This window comes from Streptomyces violaceorubidus (assembly GCF_000717995.1).
GTDB lineage: Bacteria > Actinomycetota > Actinomycetes > Streptomycetales > Streptomycetaceae > Streptomyces > Streptomyces violaceorubidus.
This window is the reverse complement of sequence record NZ_JODM01000001.1, coordinates 47,461-69,361: the sequence shown is the minus strand read 5'-3', so window position 1 is coordinate 69,361 and position 21,901 is coordinate 47,461. Positions and strand designations below refer to the sequence as shown.

23 protein-coding genes and 1 pseudogene are annotated in these 21,901 nt (G+C 71.4%); 5 read left to right on the top strand and 19 right to left on the bottom strand.

The features are described 5' to 3' along the window. The first annotated feature begins 1 nt into the window (after position 1). Both IE94_RS0100345 and IE94_RS0100340 read left to right on the top strand, forming a co-directional pair. Complete coding sequence (locus IE94_RS0100345; RefSeq protein ID WP_209441016.1) at positions 2–1,273, top strand: hypothetical protein; 1,272 nt, start codon at positions 2–4, stop codon at positions 1,271–1,273. 226 nt (positions 1,274–1,499) lie between these two features. Continuing rightward, the gene (locus tag IE94_RS0100340; RefSeq protein WP_030145294.1) at positions 1,500–2,921 is read left to right on the top strand and encodes a condensation domain-containing protein; all 1,422 of its coding nucleotides are present in this window, start codon (positions 1,500–1,502) and stop codon (positions 2,919–2,921) included. 97 nt (positions 2,922–3,018) lie between these two features. Here the strand turns inward: IE94_RS0100340 and ccsB are convergent, their stop codons facing one another. The 7 genes from ccsB to hemL all read right to left on the bottom strand — a co-directional run bounded on the left by ccsB (position 3,019) and on the right by hemL (position 11,054). After that, a complete protein-coding gene (gene ccsB / locus IE94_RS0100335) occupies positions 3,019–4,146 on the bottom strand; it encodes a c-type cytochrome biogenesis protein CcsB (protein WP_030145293.1) in 1,128 nt (375 codons plus the stop codon). Further along, positions 4,143–5,903, bottom strand: a complete 1,761-nt coding sequence (resB, locus tag IE94_RS0100330) for a cytochrome c biogenesis protein ResB (RefSeq protein WP_030145292.1) — start codon at positions 5,901–5,903, stop codon at positions 4,143–4,145. The genes ccsB and resB overlap by 4 nt, the downstream gene beginning before the upstream one ends. Positions 5,904–5,906: 3 nt before the next feature. Next, the gene (locus tag IE94_RS0100325; RefSeq protein ID WP_030145291.1) at positions 5,907–6,680 is read right to left on the bottom strand and encodes a cytochrome c biogenesis CcdA family protein; all 774 of its coding nucleotides are present in this window, start codon (positions 6,678–6,680) and stop codon (positions 5,907–5,909) included. 1 nt (position 6,681) lies between these two features. Then, positions 6,682–7,416 carry a TlpA family protein disulfide reductase gene (locus tag IE94_RS0100320; protein ID WP_245235137.1) on the bottom strand — a complete coding sequence of 245 codons (735 nt, stop codon included), beginning with the start codon at positions 7,414–7,416 and terminating at the stop codon, positions 6,682–6,684. A 66-nt stretch (positions 7,417–7,482) separates the two neighbouring features. Beyond that, positions 7,483–8,784, bottom strand: coding sequence for a polysaccharide deacetylase family protein (locus IE94_RS0100315; protein WP_030145289.1), 1,302 nt, complete (start codon positions 8,782–8,784; stop codon positions 7,483–7,485). Between the two features lie 255 nt (positions 8,785–9,039). Continuing rightward, complete coding sequence (locus tag IE94_RS0100310) at positions 9,040–9,741, bottom strand: histidine phosphatase family protein (protein WP_030145288.1); 702 nt, start codon at positions 9,739–9,741, stop codon at positions 9,040–9,042. After that, positions 9,738–11,054 (bottom strand): glutamate-1-semialdehyde 2,1-aminomutase, encoded by a 1,317-nt coding sequence (gene hemL, locus IE94_RS0100305; RefSeq protein ID WP_030145287.1) that lies wholly within the window; start codon positions 11,052–11,054, stop codon positions 9,738–9,740. The genes IE94_RS0100310 and hemL overlap by 4 nt, the downstream gene beginning before the upstream one ends. A 318-nt stretch (positions 11,055–11,372) precedes the next feature. Between hemL and IE94_RS0100300 the strand changes: the two genes are divergently transcribed. After that, positions 11,373–11,999, top strand: coding sequence for a hypothetical protein (locus IE94_RS0100300; RefSeq protein ID WP_209441015.1), 627 nt, complete (start codon positions 11,373–11,375; stop codon positions 11,997–11,999). A gap of 448 nt (positions 12,000–12,447) precedes the next feature. Here IE94_RS0100300 and IE94_RS0100295 read toward each other — a convergent pair whose 3' ends face one another. Both IE94_RS0100295 and IE94_RS0100290 read right to left on the bottom strand, forming a co-directional pair. After that, positions 12,448–12,672 carry a hypothetical protein gene (locus IE94_RS0100295; RefSeq protein WP_030145286.1) on the bottom strand — a complete coding sequence of 75 codons (225 nt, stop codon included), beginning with the start codon at positions 12,670–12,672 and terminating at the stop codon, positions 12,448–12,450. Positions 12,673–12,874: 202 nt separating this feature from the next. Further along, a complete protein-coding gene (locus IE94_RS0100290) occupies positions 12,875–13,264 on the bottom strand; it encodes a hypothetical protein (protein ID WP_030145285.1) in 390 nt (129 codons plus the stop codon). Between the two features lie 171 nt (positions 13,265–13,435). On the opposite strand from IE94_RS0100290, the gene IE94_RS41505 reads away from it, so the two are divergent. After that, entirely contained in the window at positions 13,436–13,660 is a 225-nt protein-coding gene (locus tag IE94_RS41505; RefSeq protein WP_078606364.1) for an IS3 family transposase, read from the top strand. A 157-nt stretch (positions 13,661–13,817) separates the two neighbouring features. Here IE94_RS41505 and IE94_RS0100280 read toward each other — a convergent pair whose 3' ends face one another. The 9 genes and pseudogenes from IE94_RS0100280 to IE94_RS0100240 all read right to left on the bottom strand — a co-directional run bounded on the left by IE94_RS0100280 (position 13,818) and on the right by IE94_RS0100240 (position 20,521). Then, positions 13,818–14,612 carry an ABC transporter permease gene (locus tag IE94_RS0100280; RefSeq protein ID WP_030145284.1) on the bottom strand — a complete coding sequence of 265 codons (795 nt, stop codon included), beginning with the start codon at positions 14,610–14,612 and terminating at the stop codon, positions 13,818–13,820. Then, positions 14,609–15,595: an ATP-binding cassette domain-containing protein gene (locus IE94_RS0100275; RefSeq protein ID WP_030145283.1), complete on the bottom strand. Its 987-nt coding sequence runs from the start codon at positions 15,593–15,595 to the stop codon at positions 14,609–14,611. The genes IE94_RS0100280 and IE94_RS0100275 overlap by 4 nt, the downstream gene beginning before the upstream one ends. Before the next feature lie 176 nt (positions 15,596–15,771). Then, positions 15,772–16,083, bottom strand: a pseudogene (locus tag IE94_RS0100270) (DUF1048 domain-containing protein); the annotation flags it as partial. 1 nt (position 16,084) lies between these two features. Beyond that, entirely contained in the window at positions 16,085–16,441 is a 357-nt protein-coding gene (locus IE94_RS0100265) for a DUF1048 domain-containing protein (protein WP_030145281.1), read from the bottom strand. Next, positions 16,438–16,764 (bottom strand): PadR family transcriptional regulator, encoded by a 327-nt coding sequence (locus IE94_RS0100260; protein WP_030145280.1) that lies wholly within the window; start codon positions 16,762–16,764, stop codon positions 16,438–16,440. Before IE94_RS0100260 ends, IE94_RS0100265 begins: the two co-directional genes overlap by 4 nt. A 180-nt stretch (positions 16,765–16,944) precedes the next feature. After that, complete coding sequence (lysA, locus tag IE94_RS0100255) at positions 16,945–18,279, bottom strand: diaminopimelate decarboxylase (RefSeq protein WP_030145279.1); 1,335 nt, start codon at positions 18,277–18,279, stop codon at positions 16,945–16,947. Between the two features lie 15 nt (positions 18,280–18,294). Next, positions 18,295–18,714 (bottom strand): SAV_915 family protein, encoded by a 420-nt coding sequence (locus IE94_RS0100250; RefSeq protein ID WP_037921405.1) that lies wholly within the window; start codon positions 18,712–18,714, stop codon positions 18,295–18,297. 434 nt (positions 18,715–19,148) lie between these two features. Continuing rightward, the gene (locus IE94_RS0100245) at positions 19,149–19,496 is read right to left on the bottom strand and encodes an ANTAR domain-containing protein (RefSeq protein WP_030145277.1); all 348 of its coding nucleotides are present in this window, start codon (positions 19,494–19,496) and stop codon (positions 19,149–19,151) included. Between the two features lie 98 nt (positions 19,497–19,594). Continuing rightward, positions 19,595–20,521, bottom strand: a complete 927-nt coding sequence (locus IE94_RS0100240; protein ID WP_030145276.1) for an aminoglycoside phosphotransferase family protein — start codon at positions 20,519–20,521, stop codon at positions 19,595–19,597. Between the two features lie 128 nt (positions 20,522–20,649). Between IE94_RS0100240 and IE94_RS0100235 the strand changes: the two genes are divergently transcribed. Continuing rightward, a complete protein-coding gene (locus IE94_RS0100235; protein WP_030145275.1) occupies positions 20,650–21,261 on the top strand; it encodes a DUF4396 domain-containing protein in 612 nt (203 codons plus the stop codon). 22 nt (positions 21,262–21,283) lie between these two features. Here the strand turns inward: IE94_RS0100235 and IE94_RS0100230 are convergent, their stop codons facing one another. Continuing rightward, positions 21,284–21,694 (bottom strand): four-helix bundle copper-binding protein, encoded by a 411-nt coding sequence (locus IE94_RS0100230; RefSeq protein ID WP_030145274.1) that lies wholly within the window; start codon positions 21,692–21,694, stop codon positions 21,284–21,286. Between the last annotated feature and the right edge of the window lie 207 nt (positions 21,695–21,901).

Here is a 21,901-nt window from a genome sequence, read left to right as displayed (position 1 = left end):
TGTGCCTTTTTTCCGGTGGGTCGTCACCGTGGGCGTGCTGCTGATCGGCTGCTCGGCGGGCCTCTACGCGGCGACGGACTACCCCGAGTTGGAACAGGTCGACCTGACCGTCCTTCGCGAGGAAACCGACGGCACGTGCACGGTGCGCTGGACGGACCCCTACGACCTCGTCGAGCGCACGGGGCCGTACCAGTGCGACCCGGAGCGGGATCCCGTGCTGAAGGCCCCGGACTACGAGCCGGGGACCAACCTCGGTTGGGATACGGGCTTCGTGCTCGCCGAGGGGCCGGACAAGGGCGCGTTGCACTCCCTGGACGAGGACGACGACGTCGGCGAGTCGATCGAGGCGTCCGACCAACTGCTGTTCCTCGGGCTGTTCTTGACGGTCGTCGGCCTCATCGGTGGGAACATCCGCTCGCTGGCGCGCCTGAGCGGCATGAACCCGGGGGTCGTGCGCCGGGCCGAGCAGCTGAGGGAAACGGCTGCTCGGACGGCGCGGGACCATGACCGAGCCGTGGAGGCGGTGCGCAGGGCCTGGAGGCCGCTGCACGACGAGCTGGTGCGGGAGCGTGTCGGCCGGTTGCCGGTCACCGAGCTGCCGGGGGTCGCGGCGGACCGCCTGCCGGTGGCCGAGCTGGAGCGCAACGGCATCCGCAGCGTGCGGGACGTTCTCGACAAAGGGGCATGGGGGGTGGCCCACGCCTCGGGCCTGGGGCGGCGCGAGGCCGAGCGGGTGTGGGCGGCCGCACGACGGGCGGCGGACGAGGTGGGTCAGGACACCACGCTGCGGCTGGACGCGGACCGGCCCGACGCGCGCACCGTGGAACTGCTCAACGCGCTGCGGGTCCTGGTGGAGGCCGGGCCAGCGGCACGTGACGCGGCGGAGGCGGGCGACCGGCTGGCCGCGGCCCTGGAGGACGAACTGTCCGAGGCGGCCCCCGGCGCCGGGTGGAGGCAGATGCTGAACGCGGGACCGGAGGAACGCCGGTGTGTGCCGGACGCCGTGGCCGAGTTGCGCACGCTGCTCGAAGAGGCCGAGCGGGAGGGTCTCGCCGAGCGGTTGAACCAGGCGTCCGTCGACCTGTTGAGAGTCGCGGACGACGGTCCGGTCGGCCTTTCCGCGCGGGTCGACTTCGGCAACCGTCCCCAGGAGTACTACGCCCTCCTCGCGGAAGTGGCCGACGACGCCCTGCGCACGACAACCGAGCCCGCCACCGACCGCACCGACCGCACCGACCGCGACCACGACCACGACCACGACCACGACCGCTGATCTCACCCGGCGGGGCCACGGCACCGGGTACCGGATACCGCGTACCCGGACCGGAGTGACGGGTGAAGGCGGCACGGGGGAAGGGTGAAGGGCGCCGCGCCCCGGGGCCGGATCGGCGTTCGAGAGGCCATCCGTTCCGTTGAACAGTGCCGACACACCAGGTGCGCGGTCGCGGAGACGGCATTCCCTTGGTCGGGTCTGTACATCTGCGAACGGAGACCTCCTCGTGCGAATGACCGACATCCAGCGCTGCGAGATCCGGCCCGGGCGCCTCGTCGAGTGGACGCTCAGTCCCGCGACGCTCGACATCGCGGCGGCGCTGCCCGAGGACACGCGACCGCCCGCGTACATCCAGGAGTCGCACATCCGGACGGCCCGGTCGGTGCGCGAGGACGGCCTGTTCGTACCGACCTGGCTCGGGGCCGCCTTCGACATCCCGGGGCCGGTGGACCTCGACGTGCTCCAGGAGGCGTTGCGGGCCTGGACCCTGCGGCACGAGACGCTGCGCAGCGGATTCCGGTGGAGCGGCGAAAGCGGCGACACGATGCGGCGGTTCACGCTCGACGCGGACGCCGTGGCCCTGCACCGCGAGGACGTCGGCGACTTCCCGGACGCGACGGACCTGGCCCGGCACCTCCAGGACCGCTTCGACCGGGTCGCGGACGCGCTGCGCTGGCCCAACCTCATCTACACGGCGGTCGTCCGCGACGACGGCGTCAGCGTCTACATGGCCTTCGACCACAGCAACGTCGACGCGTACTCCATCTACCGCATCCCCGCCGAGGTCGGCGAGCTGTACGCCGCCGGTGCGGCGGGGCGGACCGTGCCGCGGCCCCGGGTGGGCTCCTACGTCGACTTCTGCCAGGCCGAGCGGGCGGACGCGGACCGGATCGACGGCGACCACGACATCGTGGGCCGCTGGCGGGAGTTCATCCGGCGCTGCGACGGGCGGCTGCCGTCCTTCCCCGTCGACCTCGGCGTCCGGCCCGGCGACCCGCTGCCCGAACAGCGGCTGCTGCGCGAGCCGTTGGTGGACGCGGCCGACGCCGCCGCGTTCGAGGCGTACTGCCGCCCCCACGGGGGCAGCCTGGTCGGCGTGCTCGCGGCGACCGCCCTGATCGTCCACGAGATCGGCGGCGAGCCGGTCTACCGCACGGTCGTGCCCTTCCACACCCGGTCGCGGTCGCAGTGGACGGAGTCCGTCGGCTGGTACGTGGGCGGCGCGCCCATCGAGGTCCCGGTGGACCGGGCCCACGACTTCCCCAGCGCCCTCGGCACCGTCCGCGCCGAACTCCAGGCCAACCGGCGGATGTCCCGCATGCCGATCGACCGGGTGCTGCGCCTGCTCGGCACGGACTTCCGGCCGACCTCGCCCGACCTGTACTCGATCGTGTCGTACGTCGACGCCCGCGGCGTGCCGGGCGCCGACAGCTGGCCGGACCGGACGGCGTACGCACTGCTGAGGGTGTCGTACGGCGACCAGGTGTGCGCCTGGGTCACCCGGCTCCCCGAGGGCCTGTGGTTCGCGAGCCGCTATCCGGACACCGACGTCGCCCACAAGAACCTGCGGCTGTACGTCGAGCGGCTGCGGGACGTCGTCACCGGCGTCGCCCGCGGGGACTTCGGTCCGCCGCTCACCGCTCGGTGAGGCTCTCCGCGGACACCTCGCGCCTCCGGAGACGGCATACGAGAAGGCCGGTCCCAGGTGACCTGGGTCACGGGAACCGGCCTTCGCCGGGCCTCGTTCAGAAGCCCGCCGACTGGAGGACGCCGAGGCCCACGTCGGCGTAGGAGTGCTTGCCGGAGACGAAGATGTTGACGCCGTAGTAGTTGAACAGCCAGCAGCCGAAGGCGACCAGAGCCAGGTAGGCGGCCTTGCGGCCCTTCCAGCCGGCGGTGGCCCGGGCATGCAGGTAGCAGGCGTAGGCGACCCAGGTGATGAAGGACCAGGTCTCCTTGGGGTCCCAGCCCCAGTACCGGCCCCAGGCGTCGCCCGCCCAGATGGCGCCCGCGATGATCGTGAACGTCCACAGCGGGAAGACGGCGGCGTTGACGCGGTAGGCGAACTTGTCGAGGGAGGCGGCGGCGGGCAGCCGGTCCAGGACGGAGCTGGCGAACCGGCCGGGGGTGCCGCCGGAGGCCAGCTTGTTCTCGAAGTTGTCCTTGAAGAGGTACAGGATCGTGCCGACCGCGCCGACGTAGAAGACCGCGCCGCAGAAGATGGCGGTCGAGACGTGGATGTACAGCCAGTACGAGTGGAGGGCGGGCACCAGCTGGTCGCTCGCCGTGTAGAGGACGGTGACGGCGAGGCCGAGGTCGAGCAGGACCGTGGTGGCCAGGGGCAGGCCGAGCCAGCGGATGTTCTTCTTCAGGGCCAGCAGCACGAGGTACACGCCGACGGCGACCGTCGTGAACGTGATGTTGAACTCGTACATGTTGCCCCACGGCGCCCGCTTCACCGACAGGGCGCGGGCGAGAACGCCGCCGGCCTCCAGGGCGAACGCGAGGACCGTGAGCGCGATGGCGATCCGCCCGTAGAGGTCGCCCTTCTCGGTGCCGCCGTGCGCGCCCGGCCCGTCCGGCACGTCGCGGAAGCCGGAGCGGACGACGACCGCGGGGCGTTCGAGTACGGCGGTGCCGCCGGCCTTCCTCACGGTGACGGGTGGCCCGGACGCGGACTTGCCCGCAACATCGGCGGTGAGAGCGGCGGCGGTACGGCCGACCTTGCTGCGGCTGCCGAAGAGCCACTCGGCGATGTGCGCGAAGAAGGCCAGGGTGTAGACGGCCATCGCGGAGTAGATCAGCGTGTTGCTGACGTTCGCGAGATGCTCGTTGGTCGCGGTGGCCAACTCGGTTGCGGCGGCGAGAGTCACTTCTCAGCCCCTTCGGCAGGTACGACGTGGGTGTCGGGGGTATCGGGGGTATCGGGGGTGTCGTCGTTCTCGGGCCCGTCGGGCGCCGGCGGTGCCTGGTCGTACAGGACCCCGGCGAGGTCGCCCAGCTCCTCGGGGACCTTCGCGGACTCGCTGCGGCCGAGGCCGGCCATCTCCACGACGGTCACGCCGTCGGCGCCGCGCACGGCGCGTACCCAGACGCGGCGGCGCTGGACGAACAGCGAGCCGGCCAGGCCGAAGATGGCGACGACCGCACCGCCGAGCGCCCAGCCGCTGCCGGGCTGCTGCGTGACCTGGAAGCCGGCCCACTCCTGGACGCCGTTGAAGGTGACCGAGCCGGCGCCGTTCGGGAGGGTCATGGTGTCGCCGACCTTGAGCTGCTGCTTGAACAGCTTGCCGTCGGAGTCCTTGAACTCCTTCAGGTTGGTCTTGTCGAGCTGGTAGACGCTCTGCGGGATGCCCGCGTCCACGCCGAGGTCGCCGTGGTAGGCGGAGAGCGCGAGCATCGGGTTGACCAGCGCCGGGAAGGTGGACTGCATGCCGCTGCCCGTGCCGCCGTAGGTCGGCAGGAAGAACGCGTTGAAGCCGAGCTGTTCCTTCTCCCCCTTGGCGTTGCGGTAGCCGTCCATGACCTTGACGGCGCCGGAGGAGGTGACGTTGCCGTCCAGCGGCAGCAGGGCCACCGCCTGCTTGTCCATCACCACGTCGCCCTTGGCGTCCTTGACGGTGAGGATGGGGGCGTAGCCGTGGCTGACCAGGTACACCTTGGAGCCGTCGATGTGCAGCGGCTTGTTGACCTCGATGGTCTTCGACTTCTCGGTGCCCTCGGCGCCCTCGGTGTAGGTGACCTTGGCCTCGTAGATCCGCGGGGTGCCGCGGTTGGGGCCGGTCGCCTCGTAGGTGCCGTGGAAGTCCTTCAGGGTGAAGCTGAAGGGCGTCAGGTCGTCGTCCGCGTCGAAGAGGTTCCCGGACTTGAAGTCGTCGTACTGGGTGAGGGTGTTGGAGAAGCCGTCGCCCTCCAGGATCAGCTTGTTGCCCTCGTACTTGAACAGCTGGCCCCAGGCGAAGGCGGTCAGCAGCACGATCAGCGCGATGTGGAAGGCGAGGTTGCCGGCCTCCCGCAGGTAGCCCTTCTCGGCCGCGACGGCGTCACCGGCGGCCTCCACGCGGAAGCGGCGCCTGCGCAGCAGCTTCCGCGCGGCCTCGCGGACCTCCTCGGGCTCGGCGCCGGTGCGCCAGGTGGTGTAGGCGGGCAGCCGGTCCAGGCGCCGGGGGGCGCGGGGCGGGCGGCCGCGGAGCTGGCCGACGAACTGCCAGGTGCGCGGGACGATGCAGCCGATGAGGGAGACGAACAGCAGGATGTAGATCGCGGAGAACCACACCGAGCTGTAGACGTGGAAGAGGCCGAGCTTGTCGTAGACCGGCGCCAGGAGGTCGTGGTTGGCGCGGAACTCCTCGACCTTCACGGCGTCGATGCCGTCCTGCGGGATCAGCGACCCCGGGATCGCGCCCAGCGACACCAGCAGGAGCAGGATCAGCGCGACGCGCATCGAGGTGAGCTGGCGCCAGAACCAGCGGGTCCAGCCGATCACGCCGAGCGAGGGGAGGTTGGGGGCCTCCTCGGCGGGGGCGGTGGACAGCTGGGAGCCGGCGGCGCCGAGGTCCTGGTCACCGCCCTCGGCCTTCGGCTGCTCGCCGGAGGCGGTGGCGGGGGTGGATTTCGAAGTGGTGCTCATCGGTCAGATCCCCACAGTGAAGCCGTTGGACCAGGTCTGCATGTCCTGCACGATGCTGTCCCACACGCCGGTCAGCAGCAGCAGCCCGGTCGCGATCATCATGACGCCGCCCACGCGCATCACCCAGACATAGTGCCGCTTGACCCAGCCGAAGGCGCCGAGCGCCTTGCGGAAGGCGACGGCGGCGAGGACGAAGGGGACGCCGAGACCGAGGCAGTAGGCGACGGTCAGTACGGCGCCGCGGCCGGCGGTGCCCTGCTGGGAGGAGAGGATCAGCACGGAGGAGAGGGTCGGGCCGATGCAGGGCGTCCAGCCGATGCCGAAGAGGGCGCCGAGTATCGGGGCGCCGACCAGGCCGTTCACCGGCTTCTTGTGGAAGCGGAACTCGCGCTGGGTGAGCCAGGGCATCAGGCCCATGAAGAAGACGCCCATGAGGATCATGAGCCCGCCCAGGATGTCGGTCAGCACGCCCCGGTTCTCCTGGAGCGTCTGGCCGAAGTAGCCGAAGAGCGCGCCGCTGGAGACGAAGACGGCGGTGAAGCCGAGGACGAAGAGGGAGGCGCCGGCCACCATGCGGCCGCGCCGGGCGTCGCCGAGGTCGGTGCCGGTGACCCCGGTCACGTAGGAGAGGTAGCCGGGGACGAGGGGCAGGACGCAGGGGGAGAAGAAGGAGACGAGGCCGCCGAGCAGGGCGATGGGGAGGGCCACCAGCAGGGCGCCGTTGAGCACCGTGCCGTTGTTGCCCGCCGTCTCGGCGAGGGTGATCGCTGCCGACACGTCACTTCTCCGACGTGGCGGAGTCGGCGGTTCCGCCGGACTGGTCCAACTTGCCGGAATCATCGGACTTAGCAGACTTGCCGGACTCGTCGGCGAGGTAGGGAGCGAGCATCTTGCGCAGCTTCTCCTCGCTGAGCGCCTGGAGCGTGCGCGCGGCGACCTTGCCGTCCCGGTCGATGACGAGCGTGGAGGGGACGGCCTGCGGGTTGAGCGTGCCCTTCTCGAAGCGGAGCATCAGCCTGCCCGTCGGGTCGTACAGGCTCGGGTAGGTGACCCCGTAGTCCTTCTCGAAGGCGCGGGCCGGGCCGGTGGAGGTGTCGCGGGTGTTGATGCCGACGAACTGGACGCCCTGGTCCTTGACGTCCTGGTAGACCTTCTCGAAGTTCTTGGCCTCGGCCCGGCAGGGCGGGCACCACGAGCCCCAGACGTTGAGGACGACGACCTTGCCCTTGTAGTCGGCGACGTCGACCTGTCCCCCGTCGACGGTCTTGCCGGACAGCTCGGGGGCGTCGGCGCGCTCGCCCTCCTTCGCGGTGGCGATGCCGTCGGAGCCGGTGATGAAGCCCGTCTGGCCGCCGCCGCCCGAGGTGCCGCCGGAGCTGCACGCGGACACCAGCAGCGCCGCGGCGGCGGCGCCGACGGCGGCCCGGGCGGCCCGGCTACGGACGGGGACGCGGGCGTCGGCGGTGCGCTTCGAGCGGTTCGAGCGCAGGGGGGCGCGACTGGCGGCACTCATGTGAAAAGTTTCGCATGTCCGTTCCGAGGATCTTTCGCACCCCCCTCGCGGCCGGAAACGCGCATCTCAGGCGGCGTTCCCGGTGGGGGTAGCGCTCTGGGCGGGGGTCTCCTTGAGGAAGGCGTTCCAGCCGCCGGCCGGCTGCTGCCCCACCTCGACCGTACGCAGCTTGGCGAGCACCTCCGGCTTCTGCACGTCCAGCCAGTCGGTGAACTGGCGGAAGGAGACCAGCCGGATGTCCTCGCCCTTCTCCTTCTCCCGCGCGATGTGCTGGAGGACGTTCTCCACGGCGTCCATGTAGATGCCGCCGTTCCACTCCTCGAAGTGGTTGCCGATGAAGAAGGGTGCCCGGTTCGTCTCGTACGCCCGCTTGAAGCCGGATATGTACGCCTTCGTGGCCTGTTCGCGCCAGCCCGGGTAGTTGTGGGCGGGGGCGTTGGTGGAGTTGACCGACTGGTTGGCGAGGATGTTGTAGTCCATCGAGAGCACCTCGAAGGAGTGGCCCGGGAACGGTATCTGCTGGAGCGGCAGGTCCCAGACGCCGTCCTTCTTCGCCGGCCACACCTGCCGGCCGCCGGGCGAGGAGGCGTCGTAGCGCCAGCCCAGCTCGCGGGCGGTGGGCAGCAGGTTGTCCTGGCCGAGCAGACAGGGGGTGCGGCCGCCGACGAGTTCCTTGTCGTAGTCGAAGGGCAGGGAGGGCAGGTCGGTCCAGCCGCTGTTGGTCCGCCACTCCTTGACGAAGGACTTCGCCTGGTCGATCTCGCTGCGCCACTGCGCGGGCGTCCAGTTGCCCACGCTGCCGCCGCCCCCGCAGAAGTGGCCGTTGAAGTGGGTGCCTATCTCGTGCCCGTCCAGCCACGCCCGGCGCACGTTGGTGAGCGTCGCCTTGATGTGCTCGTCGGTGAGGTAGCCGATGTCGGAGGCGCCGCGCGGGTTGTTCGGCGGGTCGTAGAGGCGCTTCTTCGACTCGGGCAGCAGGTACAGGCCCGAGAGGAAGAACGTCATGTGCGCGCCGTGCTCCTGGGCGAGGTCCAGGAAGCGCGGGAAGAGCCCGTTGCCGACCTCGCCGGCCCCGTCCCAGGAGAAGACGACGAACTGCGGCGGCGTCTGACCCGGCTCCAGCGGCACGGGGGCCTCCGGCTGGTGCGGCTGCTTGCCGGTGTACGACGTGGAGCCGTCGCCGATCGGCTTCGCCGGGGCCTCGCTGCTGCCGGAGGGCGACGGTTTCCCGGCGTCGCCGGCCTGGTGAGAGCTGCCCGACGCGGAGTGGGAACCGGTGCCGCAGCCCGCGAGCCCAGCCGCCGCCGCGGCCCCCGCGCCGAGTCCGAGCATCCCCCTGCGGGTGAGAGTGCGGTTGGAAGTGCGCATCGCAACCTCGTTCGTCGCGTCCTTGGTGGTCACTGGGTGAGAGGACGCGACGAACGAGCGGGTTCCGGAAATTTGTGCGGATTGGGTAACAGTGAACCCACAGGAACGGTTCCGCTGCGGCAGGGCGGGGCGACGGTGAACCCGTCAGACCCCGTACGGCTGCCAGACCCCGCGCGGCTGCCAGACCCCCGTACGGTCGTCAGCCCCCCGTACGGCCGTCAGCCCCCCGTACGGTCGTCAGACCCCGACCGGCTGTCAGGCCCCGTACGCCTTCCCCTGCCCCTTCACGGGCTTGGCCCCCGCGAGGAGGTGGGCCGGGACGAGGTCGCGGGCGGGCTCGGTGTAGCCGACGGACACGATCCGGTCGCCCCGGTAGGTGAACGTCGTCAGGGACGCCAGCGTGCACTGCCGCTTGCGCGGGTCGTGCCACAGCCGCCGCCGCTCGACGTAGGAACGCAGGATCCAGATCGGCAGCTGGTGGCTGACGACCACGGCCTCGTGCCCGCGCGCCCGGTCGCGGGCGGCGTCGATCGCGCTCTTCATCCGCACGACCTGGTCCACGTACGGCTCGCCCCAGGACGGCTTGAACGGGTTCACCACGTGCTTCCAGTTCGCGGGCCTGCGCAGGGCGCCGTCGCCGATGCCGAAGGTCTTGCCCTGGAAGACGTTGGCGGCCTCGATGAGGCGCGCGTCGCTGTCGAGGTCGAGCCCGTGGGTCTTGGCGATCGGGGTCGCCGTCTCCTGCGCCCGCTCCAGCGGGGAGGCGACGACGTAGGTCACGTCGCGGGGCGCGAGGTGCTCGGCGACCCGCTCGGCCATCCGCCGGCCCAGCTCGGAGAGGTGGTAGCCGGGGAGCCGCCCGTAGAGGACGCCGGTGGGGTTCTCCACCTCGCCGTGCCGCATGACGTGGACGACGGTCAGCTCGTCGTCGCGGTTCTGGGTGCCGTGCTCGCTCATGCCGTCGCCTCCGCGGCCGCGCGGGCCGCCGCCGGGAGGGCGTCGGCGATGCGCTGGACGGCCCGCTCGTCGTGGGCGGTGGACACGAACCAGGACTCGAAGGAGGACGGCGGCAGGTAGACGCCGCTGGAGAGGAGGGAGTGGAAGAAGGCGGTGTACCGGAAGGACTCCTGCGCCTTGGCGTCCTCGTAGTCGCGGACCGGCCGGTCCGTGAAGAACACGGAGAACATGTTGGAGGCGGTCTGCACCGTGTGCGCGACGCCCTCCTTGGCGAGCGCCTCGGTCACGAGTGACCGGATCCGCTCGGACACGGCGTTGACGGTGTCGTACGCGGCGTCGTCGAGGAGCCGCAGCTGGGCGAGCCCGGCGGCGGTGGCGACCGGGTTCCCGGAGAGGGTGCCGGCCTGGTAGACGGGCCCGGCCGGGGCGAGGTGCGCCATGACGTCGGCGCGCCCGCCGAACGCGGCGGCGGGGAAGCCGCCCCCCATCACCTTCCCGAAGGTCATCAGATCGGGTACGACGCCCTCCACCCCGTACCACCCGGCGCGGCTGGTCCGGAACCCGGTCATGACCTCGTCGGACACGAACAGCGCGCCGTTGGCCGCACAGGCGTCCTTGAGCCCCTGGTTGAACCCGGGCAGCGGCGGGACGACGCCCATGTTGCCGGGCGAGGCCTCCGTGATCACGCAGGCGATCTCGCCGGGGTGGGCGGCGAAGGCGGCGTGCACGGCCTCCAGGTCGTTGTACGGCAGCACGATCGTGTCGCTCGCCTGGGCGCCGGTGACACCGGGGGTGTCGGGCAGCGCGAAGGTGGCGACGCCGGAGCCGGCCGCCGCGAGGAGCGAGTCGACGTGGCCGTGGTAGCACCCGGCGAACTTGATCACCTTGGTGCGCCGCGTGAACCCGCGGGCGAGCCGGATGGCGGACATGGTGGCCTCGGTCCCACTCGACACGAGCCGCACCTCCTCCAGCGGCGCGACCCGCTCGACCATCGCCTCGGCCAGCGCGACCTCGCCCTCGGCGGGCGTACCGAAGGACGTACCGCGGGCCACGGCCTCCTGCACGGCGGCGATCACCTCGGGGTGCGCGTGCCCGAGGATCATCGGCCCCCAGGAGCACACGAGGTCGACGTACTCACGCCCGTCCGCGTCCGTCAGATAGGGCCCGGTGCCGGACACCATGAACCGGGGCGTGCCGCCGACGGCGCGGAAGGCGCGCACCGGGGAGTTCACGCCGCCGGGCGTGACGGCCGCCGCGCGGTCGAACAGAGCCTGCGAGGCCGGTGCTTCGTATGGATATGCCAGTTCGCTCATGACCTGCGACTTCTCCGACCTTCTCGACCTTCTCCGACGTATCGGACCCTGCGCGGCGTCAGGTTGCCCAGGGTGACTTCGTCAAGGGTAGACAACCGCCCCGAACGCCGTGCCGTCTGCCAGACTGGAGCCCATCCACGCAGCTCACCGGGACGGCGCGGACAGGACTGACGATCGTCCCGCGAACGCACGACGGACATATGACGTACATATGTTTCACCGCACGTTTCGGCGAGCGGCCGTGGGGGAGGTCACTGACACGATGATCGGGTTGCGCGGCGGGGGCCACGCGTCCTAGAAAAGCAGTCGGGTGGAGATATGCATCGCGGTGGCGGACTGGGCGAGGGGACCGATGACCTGGGTCCTCGACGTGCCCGGCGGGGAAGGCACCGACGCGAGGCGGAGGAAGCGTCCGAAGCACGTCAGACACACGGCGCACCGGGCGAGCCCGACCGGCTCGACGGACGGGCCGGCCGACTGGGGGCGGGGAGCAGGAATGGTGGTCGGGTGGGGGTGACCTACAAGTACTTCGGCGCGCCCGACGGCGCGACCGCGGCCCGCGTCCCGATCTCGATGCGCCCCGAGGAACTGGGCGGCGACGAGCTCGGGATGAACGGCATGTTCACCAAGATCAAGCCGGAGACCATGGCCGCCATGGTCCTCACTGGCATCGAGGGCGTCCCCCTGCACAAGGTCCCCCCGCTGGAGCTGGTCGTCCTGCACCCGGACTACGCGGTCGTGAAGCTCCCGATGACGGTCGTCGACCCCCTGCGCGGCATCGGCGAGGAGGCGGTCGGCGCGGCGGCCTTCATCTGGTCGACGGTCCCCGACCGCGGCGGCCCGCGGGACGCGTTCAACGTGTACCAGCTGCTGCACGAGTGGCAGGACTTCAGCCATCGGTTGCATGAGGCGGGGCATCAGCCGTACTGCCTGGTGTGGCCCTGATCGGCTCTGGGACGGGGTTCCTTGCAGGTTGGGCGGGTGAAGTCCGGGTCCGAGTGACGGAGGTACTCGGGAGTGCGCCTTGACGCTCTCCCCCGCGTCCAGGCGCACGGAGGCGTACGCATGCCGGGCGTCGGAGTGACGGAGTCGGACGGCATCGACGCCGGCACGGAGGACTGCGGCACCAGGGGCCTCCTGTTGCTCGGTTGGATTCGACACCCACGGGCTGTGCGGGAGGCCTCGCATCCATGCCCCGCCGGTCAGAAGATCACCCCGCCGACTCGACGACCTCCAACCGCTCGTTCACTTTCGGCAGTTGCTCGGTGGCCCGCCGGTTGAGCAGGGCACAGTGCCACGCGGCGGGACGCCATCCGGACCGGTGAGGCCAACTGGTGCCCCGTTCCTGGGAGACAGAGACAAGTGGCTGCCGCCGACGAAGGTTCCCTGCGCGTCAGCCGGGGGCCGTACCGTGGTGCAGGGTGCGTTCGCGCATCAGCCCGGGCTTCTTGAAGCGGACTGGCGCGAGGTCGAGGACGCGGTTGCGGAGTCGGCCGGGGCTGTGGTCGAAGCCGGGGTCGTCGTCCAGCTCCACGACCGCGGCGGGTGTGAACTCTGTGCGGGAACGGACCGCCTCGGCGGTCTGCCGGTCCGGCGGACCGAGCAGGAGCCGCAGCACACAGGCGATGGCCGGCTGGGGCGGGCGAGAGGCCGAGGCGCTTGTCTCGCGGGTACCAGTCGGCGAAGGCCACCGGCGCAAGGGCGGAGGGACAACGGACACCTCGACGGCCGCACCGGTCATCGGCCCCTCCCAGCCGACCTGTTGACCAACGGGGCGCCGAGGAGACGGCACGGCCACCACCTCGACGCCCGACGCATGCCTACTGCCAGCGCTCGGTGTAGGGAGCGGTGGTGGTACCCATCGCGCCCCACTTGCTGCCGGGAGTGTCCATAGTGAAGCCACCGGGAAGGGGCAGAACCGTGGTGATGTTGAAGTGTGCGTGGCTGACGTTGTAGAAGCCGCCGATGGTGTACGGCCCGGTGCCCACGATGTCGAAGGTCTGGCACTGGCCGGGGTTTACCACGTAGGAGTGGGAGCCGGTCGACCAGGTGATGTCGGCGGTGTAGTTGCCCTGGGCGCACAGCTGTACGCGGTGGTTGCTGATCGCCGCGGAGGCGGGGGAGCCGATCGCGACGACGGCCGCGGAGGCCGCGAGAAGGGCACCCAGCACGCCGGTCGTACGTCGTCCCGGCTTGAATCTCTTCCGCATGAAAATGGTCCGTTCCTTGGCTACTTGCTGGTAGTCGCCATGCCGTATGAGGCATGTCACTCAGGGAACGGAATACCAACACGGGAGGTTCAACCCCACGGACTCTCCGGCACCTTCCTTCAGTGCGTCTGCACCAGGTCGACCGCGTAGCGGACCCGCTCGGCCCGCCAGGTGGCCGACCAGGCTCCGGTGCACGAGGTCACTGTGATCCCCGTCGGCTCGCGCCAGACCTACGGCGTCCCGCGCGTCCATGCTGGACTGCGGCGTCTGGAACGGCGGGTGCACCGCAAACGGGTCGCCCGCCTCATGCGCGAGCACGGCATCCAGGGTGTGACCCGCCGCAGGCACCGTTCGCTGCCCGGCCGGACAGGAAGGCCATGCCGGCCCCGGACCTGACCGGCCGCGACTCCGGGCCGAGATGCCCGGCACGAAGCTGGTCGGCGACATCACCGCGCTGCCGGCCGCCGAGGGCCGGCGCCACCCTGCTTGCCGGCTGGACCTGGCCACCCGCGAGGTCGCCGGCCGCTCGATGGCCGGCCATGGGGGCACCCGTTCACCTCGGGTCGCGGTCGAACAGGGACCTGGACCAGAGGTAACCGAGGACCGTGAGGGCCGCGCACCAGGTGACGGCCAGCCAGCCGTTGTGGCCGATCTCGCTGCCGAGGAGCAGGCCGCGCAGGGTCTCGATGGCGGGGGTGAAGGGCTGGTACTCGGCGATCGGCTGGATCCAGCCCGGCATCGTCTCGGCGGGGATGAACGCGGTGGAGATCAGCGGCAGGAGGATCAGCGGCATGGCGCTGTTGCCGGCCGCCTCGGCGTTCGGGCTGGACAGGCCCATGCCGACCGCGATCCAGGTCAGCGCCAGGGAGAACAGCGCGACCAGACCGAGTGCCGCCAGCCACTCCAGGACACCCGCGTCGACGGAGCGGAAGCCGATGGCCACGCCGACGGCGCCGACGAGCACCACGCTCATGACCGACTGGAGCACGCTGCCGACGACGTGCCCGATGAGCACCGAGCCGCGGTGGATCGACATCGTGCGGAAGCGGGCGACGATGCCCTCGCTCATGTCCATGGCCATGTGCACCGCGGCGCCGATCGTGGTGCTTCCGACGGTCATCAGCAGGATGCCCGGCACGATGTAGGCGACGTAGTCGGAGCGGTCCGCGCCGCTTCCGCCGCCGAGACCGGCGCTCATCGCGTCGCCGAAGACGTAGACGAAGAGCAGGAGCAGCATGATGGGCGTCAGCAGCAGGTTGAGCGTCGCGGACGGGTAGCGACGCGCGTGCAGCAGGTTGCGGCGCAGCATCGTGGAGGAGTCGCGCACGGCCAGGGACAGGGAGCTCATCGGGTGGCCTCCTTGGCCGGGATGGCGACGTCGTCGCCGGTGAGGGCGAAGAAGACGTCGTCGAGGTCGGGGGTGTGCACGGTCAGCTCGTCCGCCTCAATGCCGGCGGCGTCCAACGCGTCCAGGAGAGCCCGCAGTTCGCGCTGGCTGCCGCCACTCGGAATCTGCACCGCCAGCGCCTCGTCGTCCCGCCGCCCGTCGCGCAGCGCGGTGACGGCGCCGCGGTAGGCGTCCGGGTCGGTGAAGCGAAGGCGGACGTGGCCGCCGGGGACGAGCCGCTTGAGTTCCTCTGCGGTGCCTTCGGCGGCGATCCTGCCGTCGTTGAGCACGGCGATGCGGTCGGCGAGTTCGTCGGCCTCCTCCAGGTACTGGGTGGTGAGGAAGACGGTGACCCCGCCGGTGACGAGTTCGCGGATGATGCCCCACATGGTGTGGCGGGAGCGCGGGTCGAGGCCGGTCGTCGGCTCGTCGAGGAAGATGATGCGCGGGCCGCCCACCAGGGTCATGGCGATGTCCAGGCGCCGCTTCATGCCGCCGGAGTAGCTCTGCACCGGCTTGCCGGCGGCGTCGGTGAGGTCGAAGCGTTCCAACAGCTCGGCGGTGACCTGCTTGCCCCTGCTCCTGGAGAGGTGGTGCAGGTCGGCCATGAGGCGCATGTTCTCCTCGCCGGTGATCAGGCCGTCCACGGCCGAGAACTGGCCGGTGACACCGATGGCGCCCCGTACGGCCTGCGGGGCGGTGGCGAGGTCGTGGCCCGCCACCTGGGCCTGACCGCCGTCGGCGGAGATGAGGGTGGACAGAATCTGCACGGTGGTGGTCTTGCCGGCGCCGTTCGGACCGAGCAGCGCGAAGACGGAGCCTTCCGGGATGTGCAGGTCGATGCCGTCGAGGACGGTCTTGGCGCCGTACGCCTTGCGCAGGCCGACGGCGGAGACGGCGGGCGGCGACGGGCGGCGCCCCCTTCTCTCGGTGGATGTGGGCATGACAGATGACGGCATGAGGGACTTCCCTGGGAAGGTGGGGTGTTGGAGGGGTCCGGGGGCCGGCCCGCAGGACGAAGCCGGGCCGGCGATGGTGACGGGTACTACTTCTCGGCCGCGCCGGGCTTCGCGCCGGGCCCTGCACCGGGCCCTGCACCGGGCCCTGCGCCGGGCTTCGCACCGAGCTTTTCGCCGAGGGACTCCTGATAGACGTCCGCATAGGTGCGCGAGTCCTTGATCAGGCCGTCGCAGAACGCGGCGACGTCCTCGCCGACGAGTTCCAGGACGCCCTTGCCCGCGGCGACGCCCTCCTCGAAGAAGTCGACGATCCCGGGGAGCAGGGGCCCGTCGGACAGGTCGGTCGGCCCGACCTTGAACAGGTACCTCTGCATCTCCTTGTAGACGATCTGGTAGTCCGGCGGGAGCGCCTTGACCCGGGCCATGTGCGCGCGCCACTGCTTCTTGCCCTCGATGATGTCGTGGATGCTCACGTCAGTCCTCCAGCCGGTTCAGTTTCCTCGCCACGTTCCTGTTCAGCTGCTCGCGCCACCGGTCGCGGTAGGTGCGGGCCCCGTGTCCGCCGGCCAGCGCGGCGCAGAAGCCCGGGATGTCGTCGCCGAGCACCTCCTGGACGCCCAGTCCGTCCGCCGCGGTCTCTTCGAGCAGCGCCAGGGCGGCGTCGAAGATCGGTACCAGGTTGCGGCCGGTGAAGTCCCCGTGGGGCATGAGGTGGGCCTTGATCTGCTCCCAGGCCGCCCGGTAGTCGTCCGGCAGTGCTTCGGCCCGGACTTCGAACGCCTTCCAGTCCCGGCTGATGTCGCTGCCCGTGACCTTCTCCCAGAAGTTCATCTCCCGCCCTCCTTGAGCTTGTCGATACGCGTCGAGACGTACTGCCACTTCGCCCAGAACTTCGCGCGTTCCTCGCGTCCGGCGTCGTTGAGCGAGTAGAACTTGCGCGGCGGACCGGCCTCCGAACGCCGCTTCACCACCTGGACGAGCCCGTTCCGCTCCAGCCGCAGGAGGATGGTGTACACCGTCCCCTCGACGACGTCGGTGAAGCCGAGCTCGTTCAGCCGGCGGGTGATGGCGTAGCCGTAGGTTTCCTCGCCGCCGATGATTTCGAGCACGCATCCTTCGAGCGTGCCCTTCAGCATTTCCGTCAGGTCTTCCATCGCCAGCCCACCTCAGCTCCATCGGTACTTGGTGCTACCGAGTACTGCTACAAAGTATCACCGAGTAGCGGGAGACGCCAGTGCGACGGCGCCGGTGCGGCGGCGCCCGTGCTCGTCGGGCACGGGCGGAGGATCTCGCTCCCGCGGGGCGGGAGTTGGGGCTTGCGCAGGCTCCCGGCGCTACAGGCCCACGTCGCGGTTGCGGATGTCCTCCAGGGACTCCCGGCGGATCAGGAGGCGGGCGCGTCCGTCGCGTACGGCGGTCAGGGGCGGGCGGCCGACCAGGTTGTAGCCGGACGCCATGGACAGGTGGTACGCGCCGGCCACGGGTACGGCCAGCAGATCCCCGGGGTGTACGTCGCGGGGCAGGTCCACGTCGGACGCCAGCACGTCGCCCGCCTCGCAGTGCCGGCCCACCACGGTCACCCGCGCCGGGCTCGCCGTACTGCGCCGGCCGACGAGACGGGGCGCGTAGCGGACGCCGTACAGGGCGGGGCGCGGGTTGTCGCTCATGCCGCCGTCCACCGCCACGAAGACCTGGTCACCCGCGTGCTTGACGGCCAGCACGCGGTAGAGGGCGACGCCCGCCGGTCCGGCGATGGCCCGGCCCGGTTCGATGATGAGGCGCGGCACGGGCAGGCCGGCCGTGGCGCAGGCGTCGGCCAGTTCGGCGCGGACCCTGCGGGCCAGGGTCGTCAGGTCGAGGGCCGGTTCGCCGGGGCGGTAGGCGATGCCGTGCCCGCCGCCGAGGTCGAGTTCGGGAAGGACGACGCCGTGCTGGTCGTGCAGGCGCATCATCAGGCCGACCATGCGCCGTACGGCGACGAGGTAGGGCTTGACGGCGGTGATCTGGGAGCCCAGATGGCAGTGCAGGCCGGTCAGTTCGAGCTGGGGCTGGTCGAGGATGCGGGCGATGGCGTGCTGGGCGTAGCCGTCGGCGATCGGCAGCCCGAACTTCTGGTCGTCGGTGCCGGTGCGGATCTTCTCGTGGCCGCCGGCGCTGATGCCGGGCACCACCCGGACCATCACCTTCTGGTGCCCGTTCGGACCTACGGCGGCGGCCAGCCGTGCGATCTCCGAGGGACTGTCGATGACGACGCGCCCGACCCCCAGGCGCAGGGCCGCTTCGAGATCGCGCGGGGACTTGGCGTTGCCGTGCAGCACGATCCGCTCCGCCGGGAAGCCGGTGGCGACGGCGAGTTCGAGTTCGCCGGCGGAGCAGACGTCGAGGCCGAGGCCCTCCTGGTCGATCCAGTGGGCCATGGCCCGGCACAGGAACGCCTTGGCGGCGAAGAGGATCTCGGCGTCGGGGAACGCGTCGCGGTAGGCGCCGCAGCGTTCGCGGACCTCCGCCTCGTCGAGGACGTAGACAGGGGTGCCGAAGCGGTCGGCGATCTCGGTGAGGGGCACGCCGCCCACGGCGAGCCCGCCGTGGGCCGGCTCGGTGGTGGACGCGGGCCACACCGAGAGGTCGGCGGCGGTGGACCGGGGCGCGGGTACGCGGACGGTGGCCATGGTGTACGACCCCTCTCAGCCGGCCCGCAGCGCGGGGGCGGGCTTCGGCTGGGCGGGCGTGGCGGCGGCCGACGCGGGGTCCGGGTCCAGGTCCGGGGCCGGGGCCGACGCGGGGACCGGGGCCGGGGACGACGCGGGATCCGGGGCCGGGGCCGGGGCCGTGAACTGCGGGTTCACCGTGACGGTGGTGACGCCCAGGGGCGTGGTCAGCGCGCGCAGGGCGGGCTCGGCCAACCGGATCCGTGCCTGGTGGGCACCGAGGGTGGCCACGAGCCGACGCTCGGAGGTGAAGCCGACGGCCGTGCGCCCGCCCAGCGGCGTGCGGAAGAGCCGGATCGTGCAACTGGAGGATCCCGGCCGGACCGGGACGTACAGGGGTCCGGCCGGGAGGGGTTCGGAGGGGTCGGGGTCCTCGCCGTACGGCGTTTGCGTCATCGGTACTCCCGAGGCCTGCGGTGGTGTGCGCAGGAGCGTCGAAGGTGGTCTGGGGTCCCGGGCGCGGGGAGGCGCACCGGGACGCGCCCACGACGCTAGGCCCGTCGTCCCGGTGCCGGGGCCGCCCATGACGGGACGCTGACGACCCCGCGGACGATGTTGACGGAACGCTGACGGTCTCCTCCTGCCCGCCCGGGTCCTTCAGGTCCGGGGACGCGGTGCGGGAGTCGGGCGTGTGCGCCCCGACCCGGCCGGCCAGGTGTCGAGGCCGTCCGCCCGATCCGCGACGAGATCAGGAACCGCGCCGAGGGCCTTCCCGTCGATTTCGACCCGCCGTGTGACGCGTGTCCCCCCGGTCTGCGGTCCCGCCGTCAGCGGCCCCCGCCGTCAGCGGCCCCCGCCGTCAGCGGCCCTCGCGGTCTGCGGTCCCGCCGTCAGCGGCTCTCGCGCGGGCCGGCGTGGCGGGAGAGGGCCGCATGCAGTTCACCGAGCAGAACGCCGGGCAGCGCGGCACCCCGCGCGTGCTCGATGAGGTACTGGGCCACGACGGAGAGTCTGACGTTGGTGTGCTGGGAGATCTCCCGCAGCACGGTGAAGCCGTCATCGGGGCTGATGCGGCCCAGCGCCGTCAGCACACCGATGGCCTGGTCGACCGCGGCGTGGGAGGCGAGGGCCTGCTTGAGCTGTCTGTTCTCCGCCCGCACCTGACGCAGTTCCGTCACCAGGTCGTCGGTCGTCGCCGGCAGGGACTCGGGGCTGGGAGACGCGGAGGAGGAGGTCATGACACTCACGGTGTGTGCAGCGGACAGGGGCTTCCTCACGCCTGCCCCCGTTCCGTACCGGCATCCGTCCGGGCCCGGGGACACGGGTCCGGAACGCGTCACACCGCCGTGCCGAACCACGCCTCCGCGAGCGCCGGCAGGGTCGCTTCCGCGGGTGCGCCCAACTCCCGCAGATACCAGGGGAGATCGCTGTACACGTGCAGCAGCGTGTACGCGAGCAGCACCCGCGGCTCGAAGGTGCGGCCGTACGCCTTGGTCAGGCGGGCCAGCAGGTCCGGGTCGCCGCCGGTGACGAACAGGCCGACGGCCACGAAGTCGTAGGCACGGTCGCCGGTCATGGCGGGCTCGAAGTCGAAGAGCCCGGTCAGCCGCCACCCGTCGGGGTCGACGAGGAAGTGCTGCCGCATGACCTCGGTGTGCAGCAGGCAGCGGTCCGGTTCGCTCGGCAGCGGGACCGAGGCCAGGAAGCCGGGGATCTGCTCCACCCAGTCGGCCGACAGCCCCTGGGCGCGCGGCCGTTCCACGGCACCGGCTCGCCGCCGGTCCAGGAAGGCGCCCCAGTCCCCGGGGCCGAGGACGTCCCCGAGGGGATCCGGGTCGAGGGAGTGCAGCACCGCGAGGGTTTCACCGACCTCGGTGACGAGCCGCTCGCGGTGGTGCCGCGGCACCCGGGGCCAGGCGCGGGCCAGGTTCTCGCCGCGGAGCCGGGACATCAGGACGTACTGCCAGCCGTTCCCGCAGGGGCCGAACTCGCGGACCCGGGGCGTCGGTGTCGGCAGTCTTCCCTGGAGGTGGGTGAGGACGCGACCCTCCACGATGCCGCGCCGCGCGGCGGCACCCGGGAACAGCTTGAGCACGTGCTCGTCGTCCACCGCGTAGACCGGCTGGGAACCCTCCGTGAAACGGATCAGCGGCGCGTCGGCGAGACCCAGGCGTGCGCAGAGGGCCGCCACGCCGGGGCGCAGCACCGTGTCGTCGGGGACGACCGCGTCCCACTCCTCGTCCGTTTCCACCGGGGGCAGCATGACCGGGACGGTAGGCCCCCGCGCACCGGGGAGCAACGGAGATTCCGCGCCCCTCGTCGCCCGCATCTCCGGACCACGCCGGACGGAACCCCTGGACCGATACCCCCCGGGGGTATACGGTCGCGCATATGGACCACAGCAGCCGCCACCCAGGTACCGCGCACCACCACCCCGACCCCGCAGCGGAGCACGGGCACGGGCACGGGCACGGGCACGGAAACGCACATGGTCACGCGCACGGAAACGCGCACGGCCACAGACCCGGCCACGGACCCGGACCCGGACCCGGACACGGACCCGGCCACGGCACGACGTGGGCGACCGCGATGCAGGCGACGCTGCACTGCCTCACCGGATGCGCCATCGGCGAGATCCTCGGCATGGTCGTCGGCACCGCCCTGATGTGGGGCAACGTGCCGACCATGGTGCTGGCCATCGCCCTGGCCTTCGTCTTCGGCTACTCCTTCACCCTGGTCGCGGTCGTGCGCGCCGGGGTGTCCATGAAGGCCGCGCTCAAGGTGGCGCTGGCCGCCGACACCGTCTCCATCGCCGTGATGGAGCTGGTGGACAACGGGATCATCGCCCTCGTCCCGGGCGCCATGGACGCGCACCTGTCGGACGGGCTGTTCTGGTACGCGCTGCTCGGCGGCTTCGCCGTGGCGTTCGTGATCACGACGCCGGTCAACAAGTGGATGATCGGCCGCGGCAAGGGCCACGCCGTCGTCCACGCCTACCACTGACCGCCCGCCCGTCGGCCCGGCCTCAGCCCAGGCCGGCGAGCAGTTCGTCGCACGCCTGCTCGCAGCTGCGGCACGCCTCGGCGCAGACGCGGCAGTGCTCGTGCATGCCGGCGTGCCGGGCGCACTCGTCGCCGCACGCCCGGCAGACGGTCGCACAGGCCTGGAGCACGGCCCGGGTGACGTTGGCGTCGTAGCCCGTGTGCCGGGAGAGGACCGCGGCCGTGGTGCCGCACACGTCGGCGCAGTCCATGTCGGTGCGGATGCACTTGGTCAGATCGGCGACCGCGGGCTCCGACAGGCAGGCGTCCGCGCACGCGGTGCACGCCTGGGCGCACCTGAGGCACTCCTCGATGCACCTGGCCATGGCGTCCCGGTCCACGCCGCCCAGGTCGGCCGGGTAGGTACGGAGCAGGTCGTTGACGGTGGTGGGCATGGTGACCGCTTCCCTTCCGTTCACGCGCGAGTCTGGGTGCCTGCCGGGTTTCACCGTGCGGCGCACCGCAAACAGACCCCGCCCATCCCTTACCTCCCGGGGGTATCCCCCTCCGGATCCGAGGCCACCCCCGCCGACAGGCTCCCCTGACGCCCGTTCGGGTGTCGGTATGCTCCCCGCCGTGGCCGTCCGCCGACCCAGAGCAGC

Bases quoted from the DNA above. Each gene is read 5' to 3' on its own strand.
- resB (WP_030145292.1), bottom strand. From the start codon at position 5,903: ATGAGCACCACTTCGAAATCCACCCCCGCCACCGCCTCCGGCGAGCAG.
- IE94_RS0100320 (WP_245235137.1), bottom strand. From the start codon at position 7,416: ATGAGTGCCGCCAGTCGCGCCCCCCTGCGCTCGAACCGCTCGAAGCGC.
- IE94_RS0100315 (WP_030145289.1), bottom strand. From the start codon at position 8,784: ATGCGCACTTCCAACCGCACTCTCACCCGCAGGGGGATGCTCGGACTC.
- IE94_RS0100310 (WP_030145288.1), bottom strand. From the start codon at position 9,741: ATGAGCGAGCACGGCACCCAGAACCGCGACGACGAGCTGACCGTCGTC.
- hemL (WP_030145287.1), bottom strand. From the start codon at position 11,054: ATGAGCGAACTGGCATATCCATACGAAGCACCGGCCTCGCAGGCTCTG.
- IE94_RS0100300 (WP_209441015.1), top strand. From the start codon at position 11,373: ATGCATCGCGGTGGCGGACTGGGCGAGGGGACCGATGACCTGGGTCCT.
- IE94_RS0100290 (WP_030145285.1), bottom strand. From the start codon at position 13,264: ATGCGGAAGAGATTCAAGCCGGGACGACGTACGACCGGCGTGCTGGGT.
- IE94_RS0100280 (WP_030145284.1), bottom strand. From the start codon at position 14,612: ATGAGCTCCCTGTCCCTGGCCGTGCGCGACTCCTCCACGATGCTGCGC.
- IE94_RS0100275 (WP_030145283.1), bottom strand. From the start codon at position 15,595: ATGCCCACATCCACCGAGAGAAGGGGGCGCCGCCCGTCGCCGCCCGCC.
- IE94_RS0100265 (WP_030145281.1), bottom strand. From the start codon at position 16,441: ATGAACTTCTGGGAGAAGGTCACGGGCAGCGACATCAGCCGGGACTGG.
- IE94_RS0100260 (WP_030145280.1), bottom strand. From the start codon at position 16,764: ATGGAAGACCTGACGGAAATGCTGAAGGGCACGCTCGAAGGATGCGTG.
- lysA (WP_030145279.1), bottom strand. From the start codon at position 18,279: ATGGCCACCGTCCGCGTACCCGCGCCCCGGTCCACCGCCGCCGACCTC.
- IE94_RS0100250 (WP_037921405.1), bottom strand. From the start codon at position 18,714: ATGACGCAAACGCCGTACGGCGAGGACCCCGACCCCTCCGAACCCCTC.
- IE94_RS0100245 (WP_030145277.1), bottom strand. From the start codon at position 19,496: ATGACCTCCTCCTCCGCGTCTCCCAGCCCCGAGTCCCTGCCGGCGACG.
- IE94_RS0100240 (WP_030145276.1), bottom strand. From the start codon at position 20,521: ATGCTGCCCCCGGTGGAAACGGACGAGGAGTGGGACGCGGTCGTCCCC.
- IE94_RS0100235 (WP_030145275.1), top strand. From the start codon at position 20,650: ATGGACCACAGCAGCCGCCACCCAGGTACCGCGCACCACCACCCCGAC.
- IE94_RS0100230 (WP_030145274.1), bottom strand. From the start codon at position 21,694: ATGCCCACCACCGTCAACGACCTGCTCCGTACCTACCCGGCCGACCTG.